This window comes from Pigmentiphaga sp. CHJ604 (assembly GCF_036972535.1).
Classification (GTDB): Bacteria; Pseudomonadota; Gammaproteobacteria; order Burkholderiales; family Burkholderiaceae_B; genus Pigmentiphaga; species Pigmentiphaga daeguensis.
Genome location: NZ_CP136998.1, coordinates 646519 through 662069 on the forward strand (window position 1 = coordinate 646519; position 15551 = coordinate 662069).

Below are 15551 nucleotides of genomic sequence, written 5' to 3' on the forward strand. Positions count from 1 at the left end.
GCGCGCACGCACGGGGAGGCAAGCCATGAGGGAGCATCCGCTGCTGCCTCTGACGCCCGAGCCTACCGGCGACGACGCCTCGCTCGAGGATTTCCGGATCTCGCAGCCGCTGGAAATCCTGACCCTGCTCGGGCGCATGGTCGAGCAGGCCGAGATCGTGGCCCTGGTCGCCGCCGATGGCGTCTCGTGCCTGTCGGCCATCGCCGGTGTGGACCGCGGCCGGCGGCTGCTGTGGCTGTTCGGCACCCCAGGCGACGCGCGCCTGGAGCATCTGCTCGCTTCTCCGTGGATGGTGGCCGTGGGCTACCTGGACCACGTCAAGATCCAGTTCCGCGTCCAGAACCTGCAATGGCTGCCGGGCGACGCGGGCAGCCGGCTGGCGTGCCTGTTGCCGCTGGAGCTGTACCGCTTCCAGCGGCGTTCGTACTTCCGCGTGCGGCCGGTCATGCGCCCCGCTCCGGTGGTGCGGGCGCGCGCTCCCGAGGCCGGCGGGCCGGTCGAGCTGGAAGTGATCGACATCAGCATGACCGGGGTCGGGCTGCTGCTGCCGCCCGGCAGTCCGCCCTTCCCCGTGGGCACGCCGCTGCCGCGGGCCACGCTGGCGCTGGGGCCGGCGACCCGGCTGGCGGTGGACCTGAAGGTGATGCACGTCACGCCGCGCCGGGCGCCGGAGCAAGGGCATCACATGGGCTGTACCCTGGACGGCCTGGACGAGGACGGCCTGCAGGTCCTGCAGCACTTCATCAGCCAGGTGCAGTTGCGCCAGGGCGCGTCATAGCCATCGAGGTGCACACGAGATGAGTTCCCCCGCCGATTCCTGCCCGCTGTGCGCCAGCGATGGCTCGCCGGCCTTGTGGCGCGACGACAGGCTGCGCGTGATCGCCGTCGACGACGCGGACTATCCGGGCTACGTGCGCGTGATCTGGCGTGCCCACGCGGCGGAGATGACCGACCTGGACGACGAGGACCGGCTGCACGTGATGCGAGTGGTGCTGGAGGTGGAGGCCGTCATGCGCGACCACATGCGGCCCGACAAGGTCAACCTGGCCGCGCTGGGGAACATGGTGCCCCACCTGCACTGGCACGTCATTCCCCGCTGGCGCGGCGACCGGCATTTTCCCGATGCGATCTGGGCGGCGCCCCGGGTCGCGCCGGGCGCCGAGCCCGAGGCGTTCCGCGAACTGACCCGGGCGGCGGCGCAGCGCGTGCCCGAGTTCCACCGCCGCCTGCGGGAGCGCCTGGCGGTGCGCTTCCTGCCTTCGCCCTAGAACATGGGGCCGGGGCGAGTTCATGGTTGCGCGTCGTAGTAGAAGTGCTTGGTCGCAAGAAAATCGTTCAGCCCTTCCTGTCCATGCAGGCGACCATAGCCGCTGTCGTGATGGCCGCCGGTCTCGGCTTCGGCGAACAATCGGTTGTGCGTATTGGCCCATACCGTGCCTGAGCGCAACCGGCTGGCCAGGCGGCGGGCCCGGGCCGGGTTTGCCGTCCAGACGCTGGCGGCCAGGCCGTAGCGGGTGGCGTTCGCGCGAGCAATGGCATCGTCCTCATCGCGGAAGCGTTCGATCACCAGCAGTGGACCGAACAGCTCTTCCTGGATGAATCGACTCTGCAGGTCATCGATCTCGACCAGGCTGGGCGTGATGAAAGCACCGCGCGCCAACGCTCCCTGGCCGGTGTGGCCGCGCAGATGCATCGTGTATCGTTTGGCGGCCTCGTCGACGAGAGCCGCGATCCGGTCCCGGCTGCGCATGTCGATCAGGCAGCCCATCTGGGACTCGGGATCGTTGCCTGGACCGACGCGTATTGCTCCCAGGGCGTGGGCTAGCCGCGCTGCAAAGCGGTCGAAGTACGGTTCTTCGACCAGCACGCGGGCGATGGCCGTACATTGCTGGCCGGCCATCACCAAGCTTCCGGCGACGATTCCGGCCACGGTGCGGTCTTCGTCGCAATCCCTCAGCACGATGGCGGGAGCCTTGCCCCCCAGTTCCAGGGACAGGCGCGCCAGCGTGTTCGCTGCGGTTTGGGCGATGCGCTTGCCGGTGGCACTGGAGCCAGTGAAACTGATGACGTCAACCAGCGGCGAAGCGCACAAGTGATGCGATATGGCATGGCCCGACTCGATCACCGAGTTCACGACCCCGGCAGGCAGCCGGTCGTCGCAGACCAGGGCCTCCAGTGCCAGGTTGTTGACCAGCGCCGTCTGGTGCGCGGGTTTGACGACCACGGTGCAGCCGGCCGCCAGGGCGGGCGCCAACGAGCGCACCAGCAGGGTGACAGGGGCGTTCCAGGGCACGACGATGATGGCGACGCCGGCTGCCTCGCGATCGAGGACCGAGTAACAATGGGGTTCGGTTTCGATCACCCGGCCGAACACGTTGCGGGCCAGGCCGGCATAGTAGCGAAGTTCGGAGACCCCGGCGGCGATCTCACCTAGCGCCTCGCGACGCAGCTTCCCATTGAGCGTGACGATCCAGGTGGCGATTTCCTCTTTGCGCGCTTCCAGGCGAGCGGCGAAGTCGAGCAGGATGTCACTGCGCAGGCGCGGCGTACGGCTCCACGCGGTGGAGTGAAAGGCGCGGTAGGCGGCTGCCAGCGCGGCTTCGGCCTCGGGTAGGCCTCCGTCTGCGAACAAGGCCGATGGCTCGGAGGTGGCCGGGTCGATCGATTCGCCGTGGACACAGGTGCCCGACAGGGCGGAGAGCCACTGTCCGTCGATGTAGTGCGATGCGAGTTTCATGGGGTGCGGTTCAGTTGTCCAGTTTGATGTGCGCGTCCTGGATGACTTTCTTCCACTTGGCGGCGTCTGTCGCCAGGAATTGCGCCATCTCGGAAGGGGATAGGGACCAGGGCTCCAGCCCCGCGGTGGACAGCGTCTGCTTCACATCGGGCTGCTGCAGGGCTTTCTCCACTTCGGCATTCATCTTGCGGATCAAGTCGGCCGGCGTGCCGCTGGGTGCGAACAGGCCGATCCAGGCGTCAGCGCTATAGCCCTGGATGCCCAGTTCCGCCACCGTGGGGATGGCCGGCGCGGTACTGGTGCGGCGCGAGCCGGTCAACGCCAGGATGCGCAGTCGGCCGGATTTGGCCAACGGTTGCAAGGTCGACAGATCGGATATCGCCATCGGGACCTCGCCCCCCGCCACGGCGACGGCTGCCTGGGAGGTGCCTCGATAGGGGACGGCCTGCAGCCGCGCTCCGGTCATGCTCTGCAGGAGTTCGCCTGCCAGGTGCATGTGCGTGCCTATCGCGGGCACACTGTATTGAAGCGGTTGCGGATCCGCCTTCCCTGCGGCGATGAGGTCGGCAAGCGTTTTCCAGGGCGTACCTTGATAGACCGCGATGGCGCTGGGTACGAAGGCGATCATCGCCACTGGCGTCAAGTCTCTGGACGGATCGTAGGCCAGTTTCTGCAAGTAGGGGCTGACGACGACGGGGCCGTTGGGGGTCACGAGCAGGGTATGGCCGTCGGGTGCCGAGCGGATGACGTCCTGCAGGCCCAGTTGCCCGCCGGCGCCGGGCTTGTTGTCGACGACGCCGATCTTGCCGAGCGCCGGCCCCAGCTTGCTGGCGAGCAACCGCGCGGTTTGATCGGCGCTTCCGCCGGCCGCGAAGGGCACGACGATCCGGATCGTATCGCCGCCGAGGGTAGCCGCGGCGCCAGTCGTCGACACCAGCATCAGCGCAAGGGCGAGGGAGGCCACGGCCGGGCGCCGGGTGAAGATGTGTGGGTTCATCGTTGTCTCCGATTTTTCTTGGGAAGGCGTTGAATCCGGTCTGGAGACCGGGTTGTCTGCTAGATGGGATACACCAGGTAGCGGGGCGTCGCGACGGTATCGAGTACCGCGCGCCGGGAACGGAATTTCGGTTGCCCATCTTCCATCGATACGACGTCCTGGTAGATACCGGCGGCCAGCACGCCCGACTTCCCGCCTTCCTGGGTATAGGCCACCATGAAATTGCTTTCGGCCTCGGCCAGGCCAGGTCCGGTTTGACGGAACGAGAGCGGCTGGATGAAGTGGCGCGTCTGGTAGTCCTCGAAGGTTCCTGCCCAGACCTGCGTGATGTAGTTGGCCCGGTCGTGGATGCGAGCCAAGCTGTCGTCCATCATCAGGGCCAGGGGCAAGTCCTGCTCCACGTTCTCGGCGGCGATGCATATGTAGGACGCGTCGGCATCGAAGCAGGCCACCCAGGCAGTCATGTCGCGGCGGTCGAGGGCGTTGATGTACCGGGTCTGAAGCGCATTCAGGCGCTGGAGGATATCGTGGTCAGGCACGTTCGAACCCCATGGTCTTGCGATAGTGTTCCCAGCGGACCAGGTTGCCCGCTTCGTCGTTCTGCTGCAGTTCGGTGGGCAAGGGCATGTCTTCGCGAACGCCTTTCTGGAAGACCGCCATGCCGCCGGCGCGTGCGCCCAGGTGCAGACGATTGAACACGGCGCCGTCTTCCAGCGAGATCAGGCCGCTGGGGCCCAGCAGGTTCGAGGCTTGCCGTACGCGATGCGCCAGTAGCGCCGGGTCGTCGCCGTCGCGCGCGAAATAGGTGTAGTGCACTTCGGTTTCGTCCTGGGAGATCGGGAGGGCGTAGCGTACGGTGATGACGTCCAAGTGCCGCAGAATCAGGCTGACCGGAAACAGCGACACGATGATGGACTCGGGCGTCTTCGACTTGTCGTGCATCTCGATCAGCGTATGGTCGTGCAGGAAACCCGTATCCGGCGCATGGGCCAGCTCCGCGGCGATGACCTTGTGCGCGTTGGGTGTCATGAACTGGAGGCCCGCTCCGCCTTGCCATTTCAGCAGTCGGAAAGCGCTATGCAGCAGCGGCGCATGGTAGCCCTCGTTGTCTCCGTATTCCTTCCAGTTGGTGGTGAACGACACTTTCTGGTACCCGAGCAGGCGCAGATTGCCGTCGCCGCCGAACGCCCGCGCGATGTAGCCGCGCGTGTCGCCCAGGTATTCCAGAATGTCGGGAGTTTCCGGATCCAGCGTGGCGAAGACGAGGCCCTCGAACTGCTGGCTGCGGATGATGTGCAGGCCGTTCTGATCCTTGCGGAAGCTTTCCGGAAATTGCTGGATGCCCGGGGCGCCCATCAGCGCCCCGCGGTTGTTGAAGGCCCAGCGATGGTAGGGACATTCGATGGCCTTGGTCTTGCCCCGGGGGGCGGTCTTGAGCAGCGTGCCGCGGTGCGGGCAGGAGTTGGCGAAGACCCGTATCTGCCCATCGTCGCCGTGCACGATCAGCGCTGGCACCTGGCCGATGGCCGTGGTCTTGAAGTCGCCGGGGCGGGGCACTTCCGAGCGGTGCGCGAGAGGATGCCATTGTGGACCGTGGAATATGCGATCCATCTCGGCGCGGAAGACATCTTTTCTTATGAAGACCTCTTTGGGTATCTCGTTGGGCTTGGCTGGCCAGTTCATGCGTACCGGTGAATCGAGATTCGTGTGCTGCATTGCTATTCCAGGAAGGGACTACATGCGGTCGAAGGTGGGAATCCGGAAGCCCGCGGTCATGCCGCCGTCGACCACCAGCGCGGCGCCAGTGATGTACGAGGCGCCGTCCGAGGCGAGGAATACCGCGGGCCGGGCAATTTCCTCGGGCTCGGCCGAGCGTTTCATCGGGCACAGCTCGGCCATCTCGCTCTTGCCGGTGGGCGAACTGCGCCAGTAGCTCTGCGTGCGCGGTGTGCGCGTCGACCCCGGGCACACGGCGTTGACGCGGATGTTGTCGCGTGCGAAATCCATCGCCATGTTGCGAGTCAACAGCACCACGCCGCCCTTCGACGCGCTGTAGGCACCGCAGCGGTTCTCGGCCATGATGCCGGCGATCGATGCGATGTTGATGATGGCTCCGCCGCCGCGGCGTCGCATGTGGGGAATCGCCTGGCGGCAGGCGCGATAGACGGAATTGAGATTGACGTCCATGACGGCGGACCATTCGTCCTCGTCCATGTGCTCTACGTTCTTGGGGATGTTGATGCCGGCCACGTTGAACAGCAGGTCGAGGCCGTTGGCCGGTTCGGCCGCGGCGTCCACGGCATCGAGCAGCCGCTGGGTATCGCGCACATCCAGTTCGAGCGCGCGCGCCTTGCCGCCGGCCTGCCGGATGTCGGCCGCCACCTGTTCCGCCAGTTGTCCGCTGCGGTCGGATACCAGCACCGTGGCTCCACGCGCCGCCGCTTCCAGGGCAATGCATCGTCCTATGCCCGATCCGCCCGCCGTCACGAAGGCCGTTTTGCCCTCGAAGTCGCGCAAGTCGTTCATGGCGCCACCTCCAGCTCGGCGAATCCCAGACCGGTGATCCATTCCGGCACCGGCTCGTAGGCCAGGACGCGAGCGTTGTAGGGTGGCATCGCCGCCATCGCGACGATCCAGTTGCGCACCTCCAGGGCACCGTTGCCTGCGGTCGCGACGATCTCTTCCGCGCTCAGCCTCGCCAGGCCGTCGAGGTCGCGTGCTTCCACCATGCCGAGGATCCGCCGATCGAACGCTTCGTTGACGCGCCCCATGTCCGACATGCCGACCCAGTGGCTGATGCCGCCGGTGCCGATCATGACGACCCGTTCGTCACCGGGCCAGGACGCGATCGCTGCGCCCAGCATGCGGCCGAGTTCGAGGCAGCGACGTCCCGGAATGAGTGGGTCGCCGCCGCTGTTGATGTAGACGGGGATGACGCGCGTGCCGACGGGAAGCGCCAGGTGGATGGGCACCATCGTGGAGTGGTCGAGCGCGAGCGAACGCGACACGGTCCAGTCGAACCCCGCTTCGAATCCCGCCTCGACCAGGTGTTGCGCCAGGGGCGGGTGGTTGTTCACCGCTCGTCTGGGGATGCCTAGCCAGGGTTCGATGGGGCCCTCCAGATCTCCCGTGCCGATGAGGATGGCCGGCACGCAGCCCGGCCCGAACATCGTGCAGTGGTCGTCGCCGATTACGATCGCGGTATCGGCGCGCAGCGTCGCGATGCGCGCCCGGACTTGGGCGAACGCCTGCATGACGCGGGCCGCCTGCTCACGTGGCGGGGCGTCTGCGTTGCCCAGGATGAGCGGGTCGTGAGGAACACAGAATCCTCCTACCAGTCGAGCCATGTCTGTCATGCTCCTTTCAAGCCACCGGCGGCCGGATACGCCGCATGTATTCGGGCATGCTGTCGCGCCCTTCGATCGCGGTGAACGCCCGCATCGTCAGCATGGGGTTGATGGCCAGGCCGATCAGGTTTTTCACGTCCATGTCCAGAATCAACCGACACTCTTGCGGGTCGAGCCGATAACGCGTCAGGAAATGCCTGGGGTCGGCGCGATAGGCGTTCGTCTCTTGCGGGTCGGAAGCGATGTCGAACAACGCTTGTTCGATGGCGTACACACTCATGATTGCCGTTCCTGCCTGTAGCGCCGGTCGAGCGCGGCCCAGGCTTCGCCGGAGCGGCGTGCCCCGGCCAGATAGTCTTCCGGTACCAGCATGTAGGGTGGGCGGCATGGGCCGGCCTTCATCCAGCCTGCGGCGTCGATGCGCGCTTTTTCCAGACCGATGTTGTACTTGGCGAACTCCGCGACGTCCCCTTTAGGGAATAGTGTCGACAGCGATGCCTTGATGTCGTCGGCAACCTGGCGGGCGGCGCTCCAGTCGCCTGTGCCGCGCGCCTGGCGGACCTCATCGCGCAGGCGAATGGCGGGCGCCGGGCCGCATGAGGCGCCGCTGCTCCAGAATGCCGTGCATTGTTCGGGATCGATGCGGGCGGCGGCATAGTGATCGCCGTCGGTGGTCAGGAAACGGATGCGGCCTTGTGTCAGCTTGAGGTCGGTGAACAACTGGGCGATGGTCAGGTACTTGGCCGATACGACCTGCGGAATGTCGGCGACCTGGGCCCAGAACGCCCGCGAGAACTCGAATTTGAAGGCTTCGACGTTGGCGTAGATACAGATCGGCATGTCGGGACAGGCTTCAGCCACGTCGCGGTAGAAGCGCACGGCGGTGGGCAGGTCGGGCTTGCACCACATAGGCAGGCCGAGCATCGTGCCGTCCACCCCGATATCCAGGGCGGCCCGGGTCTGCCTGACCGTGTCGCGGGTATTCAGACTGGTGGTGCCGCCGAAGAAAGGCACTCGGCCGCGAACGGTTTCGACCATGGCGCCGAGGAAAGCGCGCTTTTCTTCCCAGTCCAGGGTGGCTCCCTCGCCGAAAGTGCCCAGAGTGAGGATGCCGTCTATGCCGCCGGCGATCAGGCTTTCCACCGCCCGCACCGCTTCGTCGATGTCCACGGTGTCGCTGGCCCGCCAATCGGCCGCATCGGGCTTGGCGGGGGTCGGCATGATGGCCCAGGCGCCTTGTATGTCGGCGGCGGTCAAGCGGGCGCGTCCTTGTCTGCGCGTCATGAAATCCTCCTAAGTGTTATCGGTGGACAGAGGCCGCCCTTGCAGGTGGCGCTCGAGAAAATCCAGGCGGTCGTTGCCCCACCACATGGCGCCGTCGGCAATCATGGTCGGCACGCCGAATACGCCGCGCTCCAGCGCGGCGGCGTTCGAGGCCTCCAGGCGACGACCTGCCTCGGAGGACCGCACATAGGCCAGGAATTCATCCTCCGGCCAGGACATTTCCTTCGCCACGGCGGCCAGCAGGCCATCGTCGTCCATGGCGCCGCCGCTGCCCCAGACGTGGCGCCATACGCTATCGGCGTAGTAACGGGCGCGCCCTTCATCGATGGCACGGAAGGCGCCGCAGTTGAGGCGGGTCGATCCATAGCCTGATGGCGGCACGAAGGGGATGCCGTAAGCGGTGGCCCAGCGCTGCAGATCCGACCGCAGGTAGCGGTGCTTGAGCGGGATGTCACGGTTCGACGGACCGGTATTGCCCACCGCCAGCTTGATCCGGAACAGATCGATCGGGTGGTAGGCGAGGCGCGCGCCGTGGCGCTTGGCCAACTCGGGCAGTCGCGCATGCGCCAGATAGGCGTAGGGACTCATGAAATCGAAATAGAAATCGACGATCGTTGCGGCGGCCATTGAATCTTCGGTCCCCAAGGCTTGTGTTCGGTAGCCATGTTAGGGAGACGAAATCGGCGAATACAGGACCGATTCGTTATGGCCCTATTGCTACAGGTTATGGGGAGGCGGAAAGCGGGCGGGAGAGCTATGATTTTTGGGAATGAAGAAGCCCGGCCGGCCGACCAGGAGATCCGCATGACGCTTCAGCAGCTACGCTACTTCGTCGCGACCGTCGAGAGCGGCTTCAATATTTCGCGCGCGGCGCAGGTCGTGCATACCTCGCAGCCGGGTATCAGCAAGCAGATCAAACTGCTTGAACAGCAACTGGGCGCGACGTTGCTCAATCGCAGCGCAGGTCGGATCGTCGGGCTGACCGAGGCGGGAAATCGAGTGTTCGAGACCGCCAAGCGCGTGCTGCGAGAAACGGACAGCCTGGCCCACATGGGACAGGACTTTCTGCGCGAGGAATCCGGCCGTCTGGTCATCGCCACCTTGCATACGTATGCCCAGGCACTGCTGCCTCATGCCGCGGCGCGCCTGCGCGACCGCTATCCGCGTGTTTCGATCGAGCTGCAACAGAGTTCGCCAGGCCGCATCATCGAGCTGGTACGCGGCGGCGACGTGGACATCGGCATCACGATGGAGGTGCCCGGTCCGCGCAGCGGCGTGGTGGCGCTGCCGCTAATGACGGTGCCGCGGCTGTTGCTGGTCCCTGTGCATCATCCCCTGCTGCAGCACGAACGCGTGACGCTGGCAGAGATCGTGCGCTACCCGTTCGTCGTGCAGACCACGCTCTCGGCGGGTGGCTGGGCGGTCAACCAGGTCCTGAAGGCCCGCGGTTTCGCGATCGAGGCCGCAGTAACCGCGACCGATGCGAGCTTGATGAAAGCCTATGTGGAGCAAGGGCTCGGCATCGCGATCATGTCGGCGCCCATCTACAACCCGGAACGCGACTTGGGTATACGGGGGATAGACATCTCGCACATCTTCGATCCCAGCGAGGTGACCCTGTTGCTGGATCCCTATCGATACCAGCGTGGCTACGTCCTGCAGTTCATCCACCTGCTGGCGCCCCGGTGGGCACCGGCGGCGGTGGCGGGCGAGATCCGCCGCTTCATGATCGAGAACGAGCCGGTGGACCTGACGGCGGCCAGTCACGCGTCGGCAGCCCCTGGCCGGTAAGGGGCTGCCATGCTTTTCCCACGATGTCGACCGCCGCCTGCCTTCGCTCCAGCCTAGAGCAGGTCGCAGCGCACCGTCATCGGCAGCGCCCGCAGCGCGTCCATCAGCGCCGCGTCGGCCTGGTTGCCGATGTCGGTCAGCACGTAGCCGATCGGACCCTTGGTCTGCAGTTGCTGGCTGCAGATGTTGATCTTGCGTTCGGCGAAGACGGCGTTCAGCAGGGCCAGCGCGCCCGGTTCGTTGCGGTGCACGTGCAGGATGCGCGAGGTGCCCGCCAGGTCCTGGTGGGACAGCTCGGGGAAGTTCACCGCGCCCTTGGTCGTGCCGCCCTGGATGAAGCGCACCAGCTTCTCGGCCACTTCCTTGCCGATGTTTTCCTGCGATTCGACCGTGCTGCCGCCGATGTGCGGCGTCAGGATGACGTTGGGCAGGCCGATGAGCGGGCTCTTGAGCGGTTCGTCCACGCTCTTGGGCTCGACCGGGAAGACGTCCAGCGCCGCGCCGCGCAGCAGGCCGGCATCGAGCGCGGCCCGCAGCGCATCGATGTCGACCACGGTGCCGCGGGAGGCGTTGATCAGGATGGCGCCGCGCTTCATTTGCGACAGCGTGGCCTCGTTGATGATGTTTTCCGTGGAGCGGCCGCCGGGCACGTGCAGGGTCACCACGTCGGACTCGGCCAGCAGCGCGGACAGGTCGGGGTAGGCGCGGGCGTTGCCCAGCGGCAGCTTGGCCTCGACGTCGTGGAAGATGACCCGCATGCCGAGGGCCTCGGCCAGGATGCCGACCTGCGAGCCGATGTTGCCGTAGCCGATGATGCCCAGGGTCTTGCCGCGGGTCTCGTAGGCGCCGGTCGCGCTCTTGTCCCAGTGGCCCTGGTGCACGCGCAGGTTCTTCTCGGGGATGCGGCGCAGCAGCAGGATGGCCTCGGCCAGCACCAGTTCGGCCACCGAGCGGGTGTTGGAGAACGGCGCGTTGAAGACCGGCACGCCCCGTTCCATCGCGGTGGCGAGGTCGACCTGGTTGGTGCCTATGCAGAAGCAGCCGATGACGCGCAGGTCGGGCAGGCTGTCGATGATGCTCGCATCCAGGTGGGTGCGCGAACGGATGCCGACCACGCTGGCGCCCCGCAGGGCATCGCGCAGCGCGTCGGGCGGCAGGGCGCTGGCGTGGGTGGCGATGTCGCTGTAGCCCGCGGCGGCGAAGACTTCGACCGCGCTGGGATGGATGTTCTCGAGCAAGACGATTTGTGCCATGGGAAGCAGCTCCGGCTGAAACGCTGATGTCCCTATGGTAACGCCAGGTCCGCCGGCGGACGGCCTTGAGCCTACGGTCGTCAGGGGTTCAGCCGCACGCGCAGGTAGTCGCGCGGTTCGTAGGCCGCGGCCAGGCGGTCCAGGGCCTGGGCGGGCAGGCGCAGGTCGCGCCCGCGCAGTGCGACGTCCAGGTGCGAGGACTGGGAGGCGCCGACGATGACCGAGCGCACGCCGGGCTGGGCCAGCACCCATGCCAGCGCGACGGCAGCGGGCTCGGCGCCCAGTTCCGCGGCGATGCGCAGCTGCTCGGCGCGGACCCGGGCGCCGCGCGGTCCGCCGTACAGCCGCTGCCCCTTGGCGTCGGAGGCCAGCCGCGCCGCGGCTTCGGCGTCGCCGGCCGCCGGGCCGGCCAGGTAGCCGCGCGCTAGCGGGCTGTAGGCCATGATGTGCAGGCCGTGCCGGGCACAGGCCGGCACGGTGGCGCGCAGTTCTTCCTGATAGAGCAGGTTCAGCTGCAACTGCGCGCTGGCGTAGCCGCGCGCGCCCAGGGCGGCGGCGGCCCGCGCGGCCTGTCCGATCTGGAGATGGTCCAGGTTGGAGCAGCCGTACGCGCGGATCTTGCCCGCGTCGACCAGGGCTTCGAGGGCGCCCAGCGTTTCCTCGACGGGAACGGCGTCGTCCCAGCTGTGGACCTGGTAGAGATCGATGTAGTCCGTCTCCATGCGCCTGAGCGAGGCCTCGGCCTGCCGGGCGATCTGCGCCGCCGACAGGCCCCGGCCGTCGGCCACCTGCAGTCCGACCTTGGTGGCAAGGGTCAGCTCATGGCGGCCGCCGTGCTCGCGCACCAGCCGGCCCAGGATGCGCTCGCTTTCCCCGTCCGAGTAGTAGTTGGCGGTATCGAAGCATGTGATGCCGTTCTCCAGGCACTGGCGGAACAGGACACGCGCCGCGTCCTGCCCGACGACCCAGGGCGCCCAGGCGGGGTCGCCGTAGGACATCATGCCCAGGCACAGGCGCGACATCCGCGGCAGGGTGGGGCCGGTGCGCGAGGCCATGGCGCTATTCCAGGGTGACGCCGGCCGTCTGCACCATCTTGCGCCAGCGGGCGATCTCGTTGCGGTGGAACTCTTCGAACTGCGCCAGGGGCTTGAACCAGGGTTCGAAACCCGCGCCGGCCAGCTTCTGCTGGATGTCGGGCTGGGCCATGACACGCGCCAGCTCGTCACTCCATTTGGTCAAGATCGCGCGCGGCGTGCCGGCGGGGGCGTACAGTCCGATCCAGCTGTCGGCCGACAACGTCTCGTAGCCGAGTTCGTGCAGCGTGGGGACGTCGGGCGCCTGCGCCTCGCGGGTGTCGCCCGAGATGGCTAGCGCGCGCAGCTTGCCGGCCTTGATGTAGGCGATGGCGCTGGCATAGCTCGCGGTCATGAAGTCCACGTGCCCGGCGATCAGGTCGGTCACCGCCGGCGCGGCGCCCTTGTAGGGAATGTGCGTGCACCGCATCTTCATGCTGGAGCACAGGGTCTCGGACACCAGGTGCGAGGACGAGCCGGGGCTGGAGGAGGCGTAGTTCACCGGCTTGCCGCGGCCGCCCTGGATGAGCTCGGACAGCGTCCTGTACGGCGACGAGGCGGGCACGACGATGGCGTGGCGGGTGCGGGTAAGCAGCGCGATGGGCTGGACGTCCTTGTTCAGGTCGAACTGGATCTTGGGGAACAGCGACGCGTTGGTCGAATGAGTCTGGTTGTTGCCCAGCGTCAGGACGTAGCCGTCGGGCGCGGCGCGCACGCCCGCGGCCGTGCCGATCAGGCCCGAGGCGCCGGCCACGTTGTCGACCACTACGGACTGGCTCCACGCCTCGCCGACCTGCGCGCCGATCAGGCGGGCGACGACGTCGGTGGTGCCGCCTGCCGGGAACGGCACGATGACGCGGATCGGCTTGTTGGGATAGGCAACGCCCTGTGCGAGGGCGGGGGCGGACGGCAGGCTGGCGGCGCCGGCCAGGGCGGCCAGCAGGACGACGAGGCGAACGGAGGTCATGGCGGGTATCCTCGGTGACATGAAGGGGCGAAGACGGGCGGTGCGGATCAGGCCGTGCACAGCCAGGGGAAGGCCCGTGCCATCCACTCCGGATGGGGGATCCCCAGCGTCCGGCTGATGCTCCAGATGCTGCACAGGTTGGAGGACAGGATGGGGACCTGCTTGCCGGTCCCCGCCTGCATGATCGATTCGATGGTCGGCATGCCCGTTCCCGACAGCAGCACGGCGCCGTCGGGATGCGCCTGTACCGAGGCCAGCCGCTGGGCGACCTCGGCCGGCGAGACCTTGTAGGCCACCAGTTCGTCGGCGAAGTGTTCGACGTGGTCTACCTGCACGCCCGCGCCGCGCCAGTAGGCGATGGCCAGTTCGGTCAGCCAGTCGGGGTAGGGCGACACCATGCTGATGCGCGTGATGCCCAGGTGGCGCAGCGCCCGCGCCAGCGCCGAGCTGGCGGTTTCCACCGGCATGCCGAACCGCTCGGACAATTGCTCGCAGCGGCGCAGGTCTTCCTGGTGGCCGATGCGGTATTGCGAGCCGGTCAGGGCGATGACGGCGCCGTCGAGCTTGAGCGAGCCGAAGCCTTGCAGACAGGACACGTAGCTGTCGAGGTAGGCCAGGTTGCGGGTGTCGAGATCGCCGGCCACCACGGGCAGGCGCATCGCGTGCAGCGCGGCGGCGGCCGGCAGCAGTGCCGGATATTCGACTTCGACGGTGGGGTTGGCGGGCGGCACCAGGGCGCCGACGCGCCATTGGGGGCGGCTGACGAGAGGGAGGTCGGTCATGGCGGGTCTCATGCGGCGGCGGAAACGGGGTCGATGCGGCGCGCCAGTTCGGGCGCCATGTCCAGCATGGCGGTCCGGCGCAGGAAGGCGAGACGTTGGGCGGGGTCGCCCAGCAGTCCCTTGACGTTGTCGAGCCAGGTGGCCTGCCCGGTCACCATGGCATCGGTGCGCGGCAGCAGGGAATCGGCGGCGACCCGGTGGCGCCGGTCGGCGGCCGCGTCGACGATGGCCTGGTCGCCTTGGCGCAGGCCCTCGACCAGCGCGGTGGCCATGAAGTAGGCGTCGTGCAGCCCGCAGTTCATGTTCATGCCGCCGCGGGTATTGCTGAGGTGGGCGGCGTCGCCGGCCAGGTAGATGCGGCCCGCGCGGTACGTGCCGGCCACGAACTTGCTGGCCGAGTACACGTCCTGGCCGAGGATGTTGGGCAGTTCCGCCAGGCCGGGCACCAGTTGCCGGAGCCGTTCCAGTATCCAGGCGCGCGACTGGGCGTGGGCCTGGTCCACGTCGGGAGGCACGCGCAGGATGATGCGCCAGCAGTCGGGCATGCGCAGGAAGCTGGCCGAGGCGTCGCCGTTCACGAGGTAGCTGATGGGCCGCAGCCCGGGCAGGATGCGCTCCAGGCTTTCGTCGGCCAGCACCCGCAGCACGCAGCCGGGATAGGGGGTCGGATCGAACGGCAGGCCCATGGATTCCCGTACCTGGCTGCGCGCGCCGTCGGTGCCGAGCAGGTAGTCGGCGCGCAGCGTGTGGACGCCCTTGGGGTCCTGCACGCGCACGGTGACGCCGCCGGTATCCGGGGCGGCGTCCAGGAAGGCGGTGCCGAACCGCACGTCGGCATGCGGATGCGCGCGCAGTTGCGCCAGCAGCAGCGGCGTGATGCGCGATTGTTCCAGGTGCAGGCGATACGGGTAGTCGGTGTCGTGCTTCAGTTCGGCCAGGGCGATCTCGCCCAGGATGCCCTGTTCGGTGCTGCGGTACTGGATGTGCGTGACGTCCTGGCCCTGTGCCAGCATGGCGGGCAGGACGCCCAGGTGGTCCAGCACCGCGAGGGTGGGCGCATGGAAGGTCGAGGCCTTCGAGGCTTCGTTGAGCCGATCGCGCTTTTCCAGGAGCGTGACGCGCACGCCGGCACGCGCGATGATCAGCGCGGCGGTCAGGCCCACCGGCCCTGCGCCGGCAACGATGACGTGGTGAGGCTGCTGCATGGGATCCTTCTGTCTCGACGAGGCGGCCGGCGCTGGCATCGGGCCGGTCTAAAAGTATTTTGTATCATACATAATACTTTTATGGTTGGGATGGCGGATACGAATCAGGACGCGA

General features: G+C 67.3%; 17 protein-coding genes. 3 read left to right on the forward strand and 14 right to left on the reverse strand.

Translation table 11 applies throughout. The features are described from left to right. Nucleotides 1-25 precede the first annotated feature (25 nt). The gene (locus R4823_RS03255; protein WP_338617392.1) at nucleotides 26-778 is read left to right on the forward strand and encodes a flagellar regulator YcgR PilZN domain-containing protein; all 753 of its coding nucleotides are present in this window, start codon (nucleotides 26-28) and stop codon (nucleotides 776-778) included. A 19-nt stretch (nucleotides 779-797) separates the two neighbouring features. Further along, entirely contained in the window at nucleotides 798-1268 is a 471-nt protein-coding gene (locus tag R4823_RS03260) for an HIT family protein (protein ID WP_338617394.1), read from the forward strand. 20 nt (nucleotides 1269-1288) lie between these two features. On the opposite strand, the gene R4823_RS03265 is transcribed toward R4823_RS03260, so the two are convergent. From R4823_RS03265 to R4823_RS03305, 9 genes are read right to left on the reverse strand one after another with little or no spacing between them, the layout of a single operon-like run. Continuing rightward, nucleotides 1289-2737, reverse strand: coding sequence for an aldehyde dehydrogenase family protein (locus tag R4823_RS03265; protein ID WP_338617395.1), 1449 nt, complete (start codon nucleotides 2735-2737; stop codon nucleotides 1289-1291). Between the two features lie 10 nt (nucleotides 2738-2747). Then, nucleotides 2748-3734 carry a tripartite tricarboxylate transporter substrate binding protein gene (locus R4823_RS03270; protein ID WP_338617396.1) on the reverse strand — a complete coding sequence of 329 codons (987 nt, stop codon included), beginning with the start codon at nucleotides 3732-3734 and terminating at the stop codon, nucleotides 2748-2750. A 59-nt stretch (nucleotides 3735-3793) separates the two neighbouring features. Beyond that, complete coding sequence (locus R4823_RS03275; RefSeq protein ID WP_338617397.1) at nucleotides 3794-4273, reverse strand: aromatic-ring-hydroxylating dioxygenase subunit beta; 480 nt, start codon at nucleotides 4271-4273, stop codon at nucleotides 3794-3796. Further along, nucleotides 4266-5450, reverse strand: coding sequence for an aromatic ring-hydroxylating dioxygenase subunit alpha (locus tag R4823_RS03280; protein ID WP_338617398.1), 1185 nt, complete (start codon nucleotides 5448-5450; stop codon nucleotides 4266-4268). The genes R4823_RS03275 and R4823_RS03280 overlap by 8 nt, the downstream gene beginning before the upstream one ends. Before the next feature lie 18 nt (nucleotides 5451-5468). Next, nucleotides 5469-6260: an SDR family NAD(P)-dependent oxidoreductase gene (locus tag R4823_RS03285; RefSeq protein WP_338617400.1), complete on the reverse strand. Its 792-nt coding sequence runs from the start codon at nucleotides 6258-6260 to the stop codon at nucleotides 5469-5471. Beyond that, nucleotides 6257-7081, reverse strand: a complete 825-nt coding sequence (locus R4823_RS03290) for a 2,3-dihydroxyphenylpropionate 1,2-dioxygenase (RefSeq protein WP_338617402.1) — start codon at nucleotides 7079-7081, stop codon at nucleotides 6257-6259. Before R4823_RS03290 ends, R4823_RS03285 begins: the two co-directional genes overlap by 4 nt. 16 nt (nucleotides 7082-7097) lie before the next feature. Beyond that, on the reverse strand, nucleotides 7098-7361 hold the full coding sequence (locus R4823_RS03295) for a hypothetical protein (protein ID WP_338617404.1): 264 nt from the start codon (nucleotides 7359-7361) through the stop codon (nucleotides 7098-7100). Continuing rightward, the gene (locus tag R4823_RS03300) at nucleotides 7358-8365 is read right to left on the reverse strand and encodes a dihydrodipicolinate synthase family protein (protein ID WP_338617405.1); all 1008 of its coding nucleotides are present in this window, start codon (nucleotides 8363-8365) and stop codon (nucleotides 7358-7360) included. The genes R4823_RS03295 and R4823_RS03300 overlap by 4 nt, the downstream gene beginning before the upstream one ends. 9 nt (nucleotides 8366-8374) lie before the next feature. Further along, a complete protein-coding gene (locus tag R4823_RS03305) occupies nucleotides 8375-8992 on the reverse strand; it encodes a 2-hydroxychromene-2-carboxylate isomerase (RefSeq protein ID WP_338617406.1) in 618 nt (205 codons plus the stop codon). Nucleotides 8993-9169: 177 nt separating this feature from the next. Between R4823_RS03305 and R4823_RS03310 the strand changes: the two genes are divergently transcribed. Next, a complete protein-coding gene (locus R4823_RS03310; RefSeq protein WP_338617407.1) occupies nucleotides 9170-10156 on the forward strand; it encodes a LysR substrate-binding domain-containing protein in 987 nt (328 codons plus the stop codon). A gap of 53 nt (nucleotides 10157-10209) precedes the next feature. Here R4823_RS03310 and serA read toward each other — a convergent pair whose 3' ends face one another. The 5 genes from serA to R4823_RS03335 form a co-directional block, all read right to left on the reverse strand. Further along, nucleotides 10210-11409: a phosphoglycerate dehydrogenase gene (serA, locus tag R4823_RS03315; RefSeq protein WP_087841580.1), complete on the reverse strand. Its 1200-nt coding sequence runs from the start codon at nucleotides 11407-11409 to the stop codon at nucleotides 10210-10212. A gap of 80 nt (nucleotides 11410-11489) precedes the next feature. Then, nucleotides 11490-12464, reverse strand: a complete 975-nt coding sequence (locus R4823_RS03320) for an aldo/keto reductase (RefSeq protein ID WP_338617409.1) — start codon at nucleotides 12462-12464, stop codon at nucleotides 11490-11492. Between the two features lie 4 nt (nucleotides 12465-12468). Beyond that, a complete protein-coding gene (locus tag R4823_RS03325; protein ID WP_338617411.1) occupies nucleotides 12469-13449 on the reverse strand; it encodes a tripartite tricarboxylate transporter substrate binding protein in 981 nt (326 codons plus the stop codon). Between the two features lie 47 nt (nucleotides 13450-13496). Continuing rightward, on the reverse strand, nucleotides 13497-14231 hold the full coding sequence (locus R4823_RS03330; RefSeq protein WP_140416920.1) for a hypothetical protein: 735 nt from the start codon (nucleotides 14229-14231) through the stop codon (nucleotides 13497-13499). Between the two features lie 8 nt (nucleotides 14232-14239). Continuing rightward, nucleotides 14240-15436: an FAD-dependent oxidoreductase gene (locus R4823_RS03335; protein ID WP_338617414.1), complete on the reverse strand. Its 1197-nt coding sequence runs from the start codon at nucleotides 15434-15436 to the stop codon at nucleotides 14240-14242. Nucleotides 15437-15551: the final 115 nt, after the last annotated feature.

What these genes read in the sequence shown, in the direction of transcription:
- R4823_RS03255 (WP_338617392.1), top strand. Translation starts at nt 26, where the DNA reads ATGAGGGAGCATCCGCTGCTGCCTCTGACGCCCGAGCCTACCGGCGAC.
- R4823_RS03260 (WP_338617394.1), top strand. Translation starts at nt 798, where the DNA reads ATGAGTTCCCCCGCCGATTCCTGCCCGCTGTGCGCCAGCGATGGCTCG.
- R4823_RS03265 (WP_338617395.1), bottom strand. Translation starts at nt 2,737, where the DNA reads ATGAAACTCGCATCGCACTACATCGACGGACAGTGGCTCTCCGCCCTG.
- R4823_RS03270 (WP_338617396.1), bottom strand. Translation starts at nt 3,734, where the DNA reads ATGAACCCACACATCTTCACCCGGCGCCCGGCCGTGGCCTCCCTCGCC.
- R4823_RS03280 (WP_338617398.1), bottom strand. Translation starts at nt 5,450, where the DNA reads ATGCAGCACACGAATCTCGATTCACCGGTACGCATGAACTGGCCAGCC.
- R4823_RS03285 (WP_338617400.1), bottom strand. Translation starts at nt 6,260, where the DNA reads ATGAACGACTTGCGCGACTTCGAGGGCAAAACGGCCTTCGTGACGGCG.
- R4823_RS03290 (WP_338617402.1), bottom strand. Translation starts at nt 7,081, where the DNA reads ATGGCTCGACTGGTAGGAGGATTCTGTGTTCCTCACGACCCGCTCATC.
- R4823_RS03295 (WP_338617404.1), bottom strand. Translation starts at nt 7,361, where the DNA reads ATGAGTGTGTACGCCATCGAACAAGCGTTGTTCGACATCGCTTCCGAC.
- R4823_RS03300 (WP_338617405.1), bottom strand. Translation starts at nt 8,365, where the DNA reads ATGACGCGCAGACAAGGACGCGCCCGCTTGACCGCCGCCGACATACAA.
- R4823_RS03305 (WP_338617406.1), bottom strand. Translation starts at nt 8,992, where the DNA reads ATGGCCGCCGCAACGATCGTCGATTTCTATTTCGATTTCATGAGTCCC.
- R4823_RS03310 (WP_338617407.1), top strand. Translation starts at nt 9,170, where the DNA reads ATGACGCTTCAGCAGCTACGCTACTTCGTCGCGACCGTCGAGAGCGGC.
- serA (WP_087841580.1), bottom strand. Translation starts at nt 11,409, where the DNA reads ATGGCACAAATCGTCTTGCTCGAGAACATCCATCCCAGCGCGGTCGAA.
- R4823_RS03320 (WP_338617409.1), bottom strand. Translation starts at nt 12,464, where the DNA reads ATGGCCTCGCGCACCGGCCCCACCCTGCCGCGGATGTCGCGCCTGTGC.
- R4823_RS03325 (WP_338617411.1), bottom strand. Translation starts at nt 13,449, where the DNA reads ATGACCTCCGTTCGCCTCGTCGTCCTGCTGGCCGCCCTGGCCGGCGCC.
- R4823_RS03330 (WP_140416920.1), bottom strand. Translation starts at nt 14,231, where the DNA reads ATGACCGACCTCCCTCTCGTCAGCCGCCCCCAATGGCGCGTCGGCGCC.
- R4823_RS03335 (WP_338617414.1), bottom strand. Translation starts at nt 15,436, where the DNA reads ATGCAGCAGCCTCACCACGTCATCGTTGCCGGCGCAGGGCCGGTGGGC.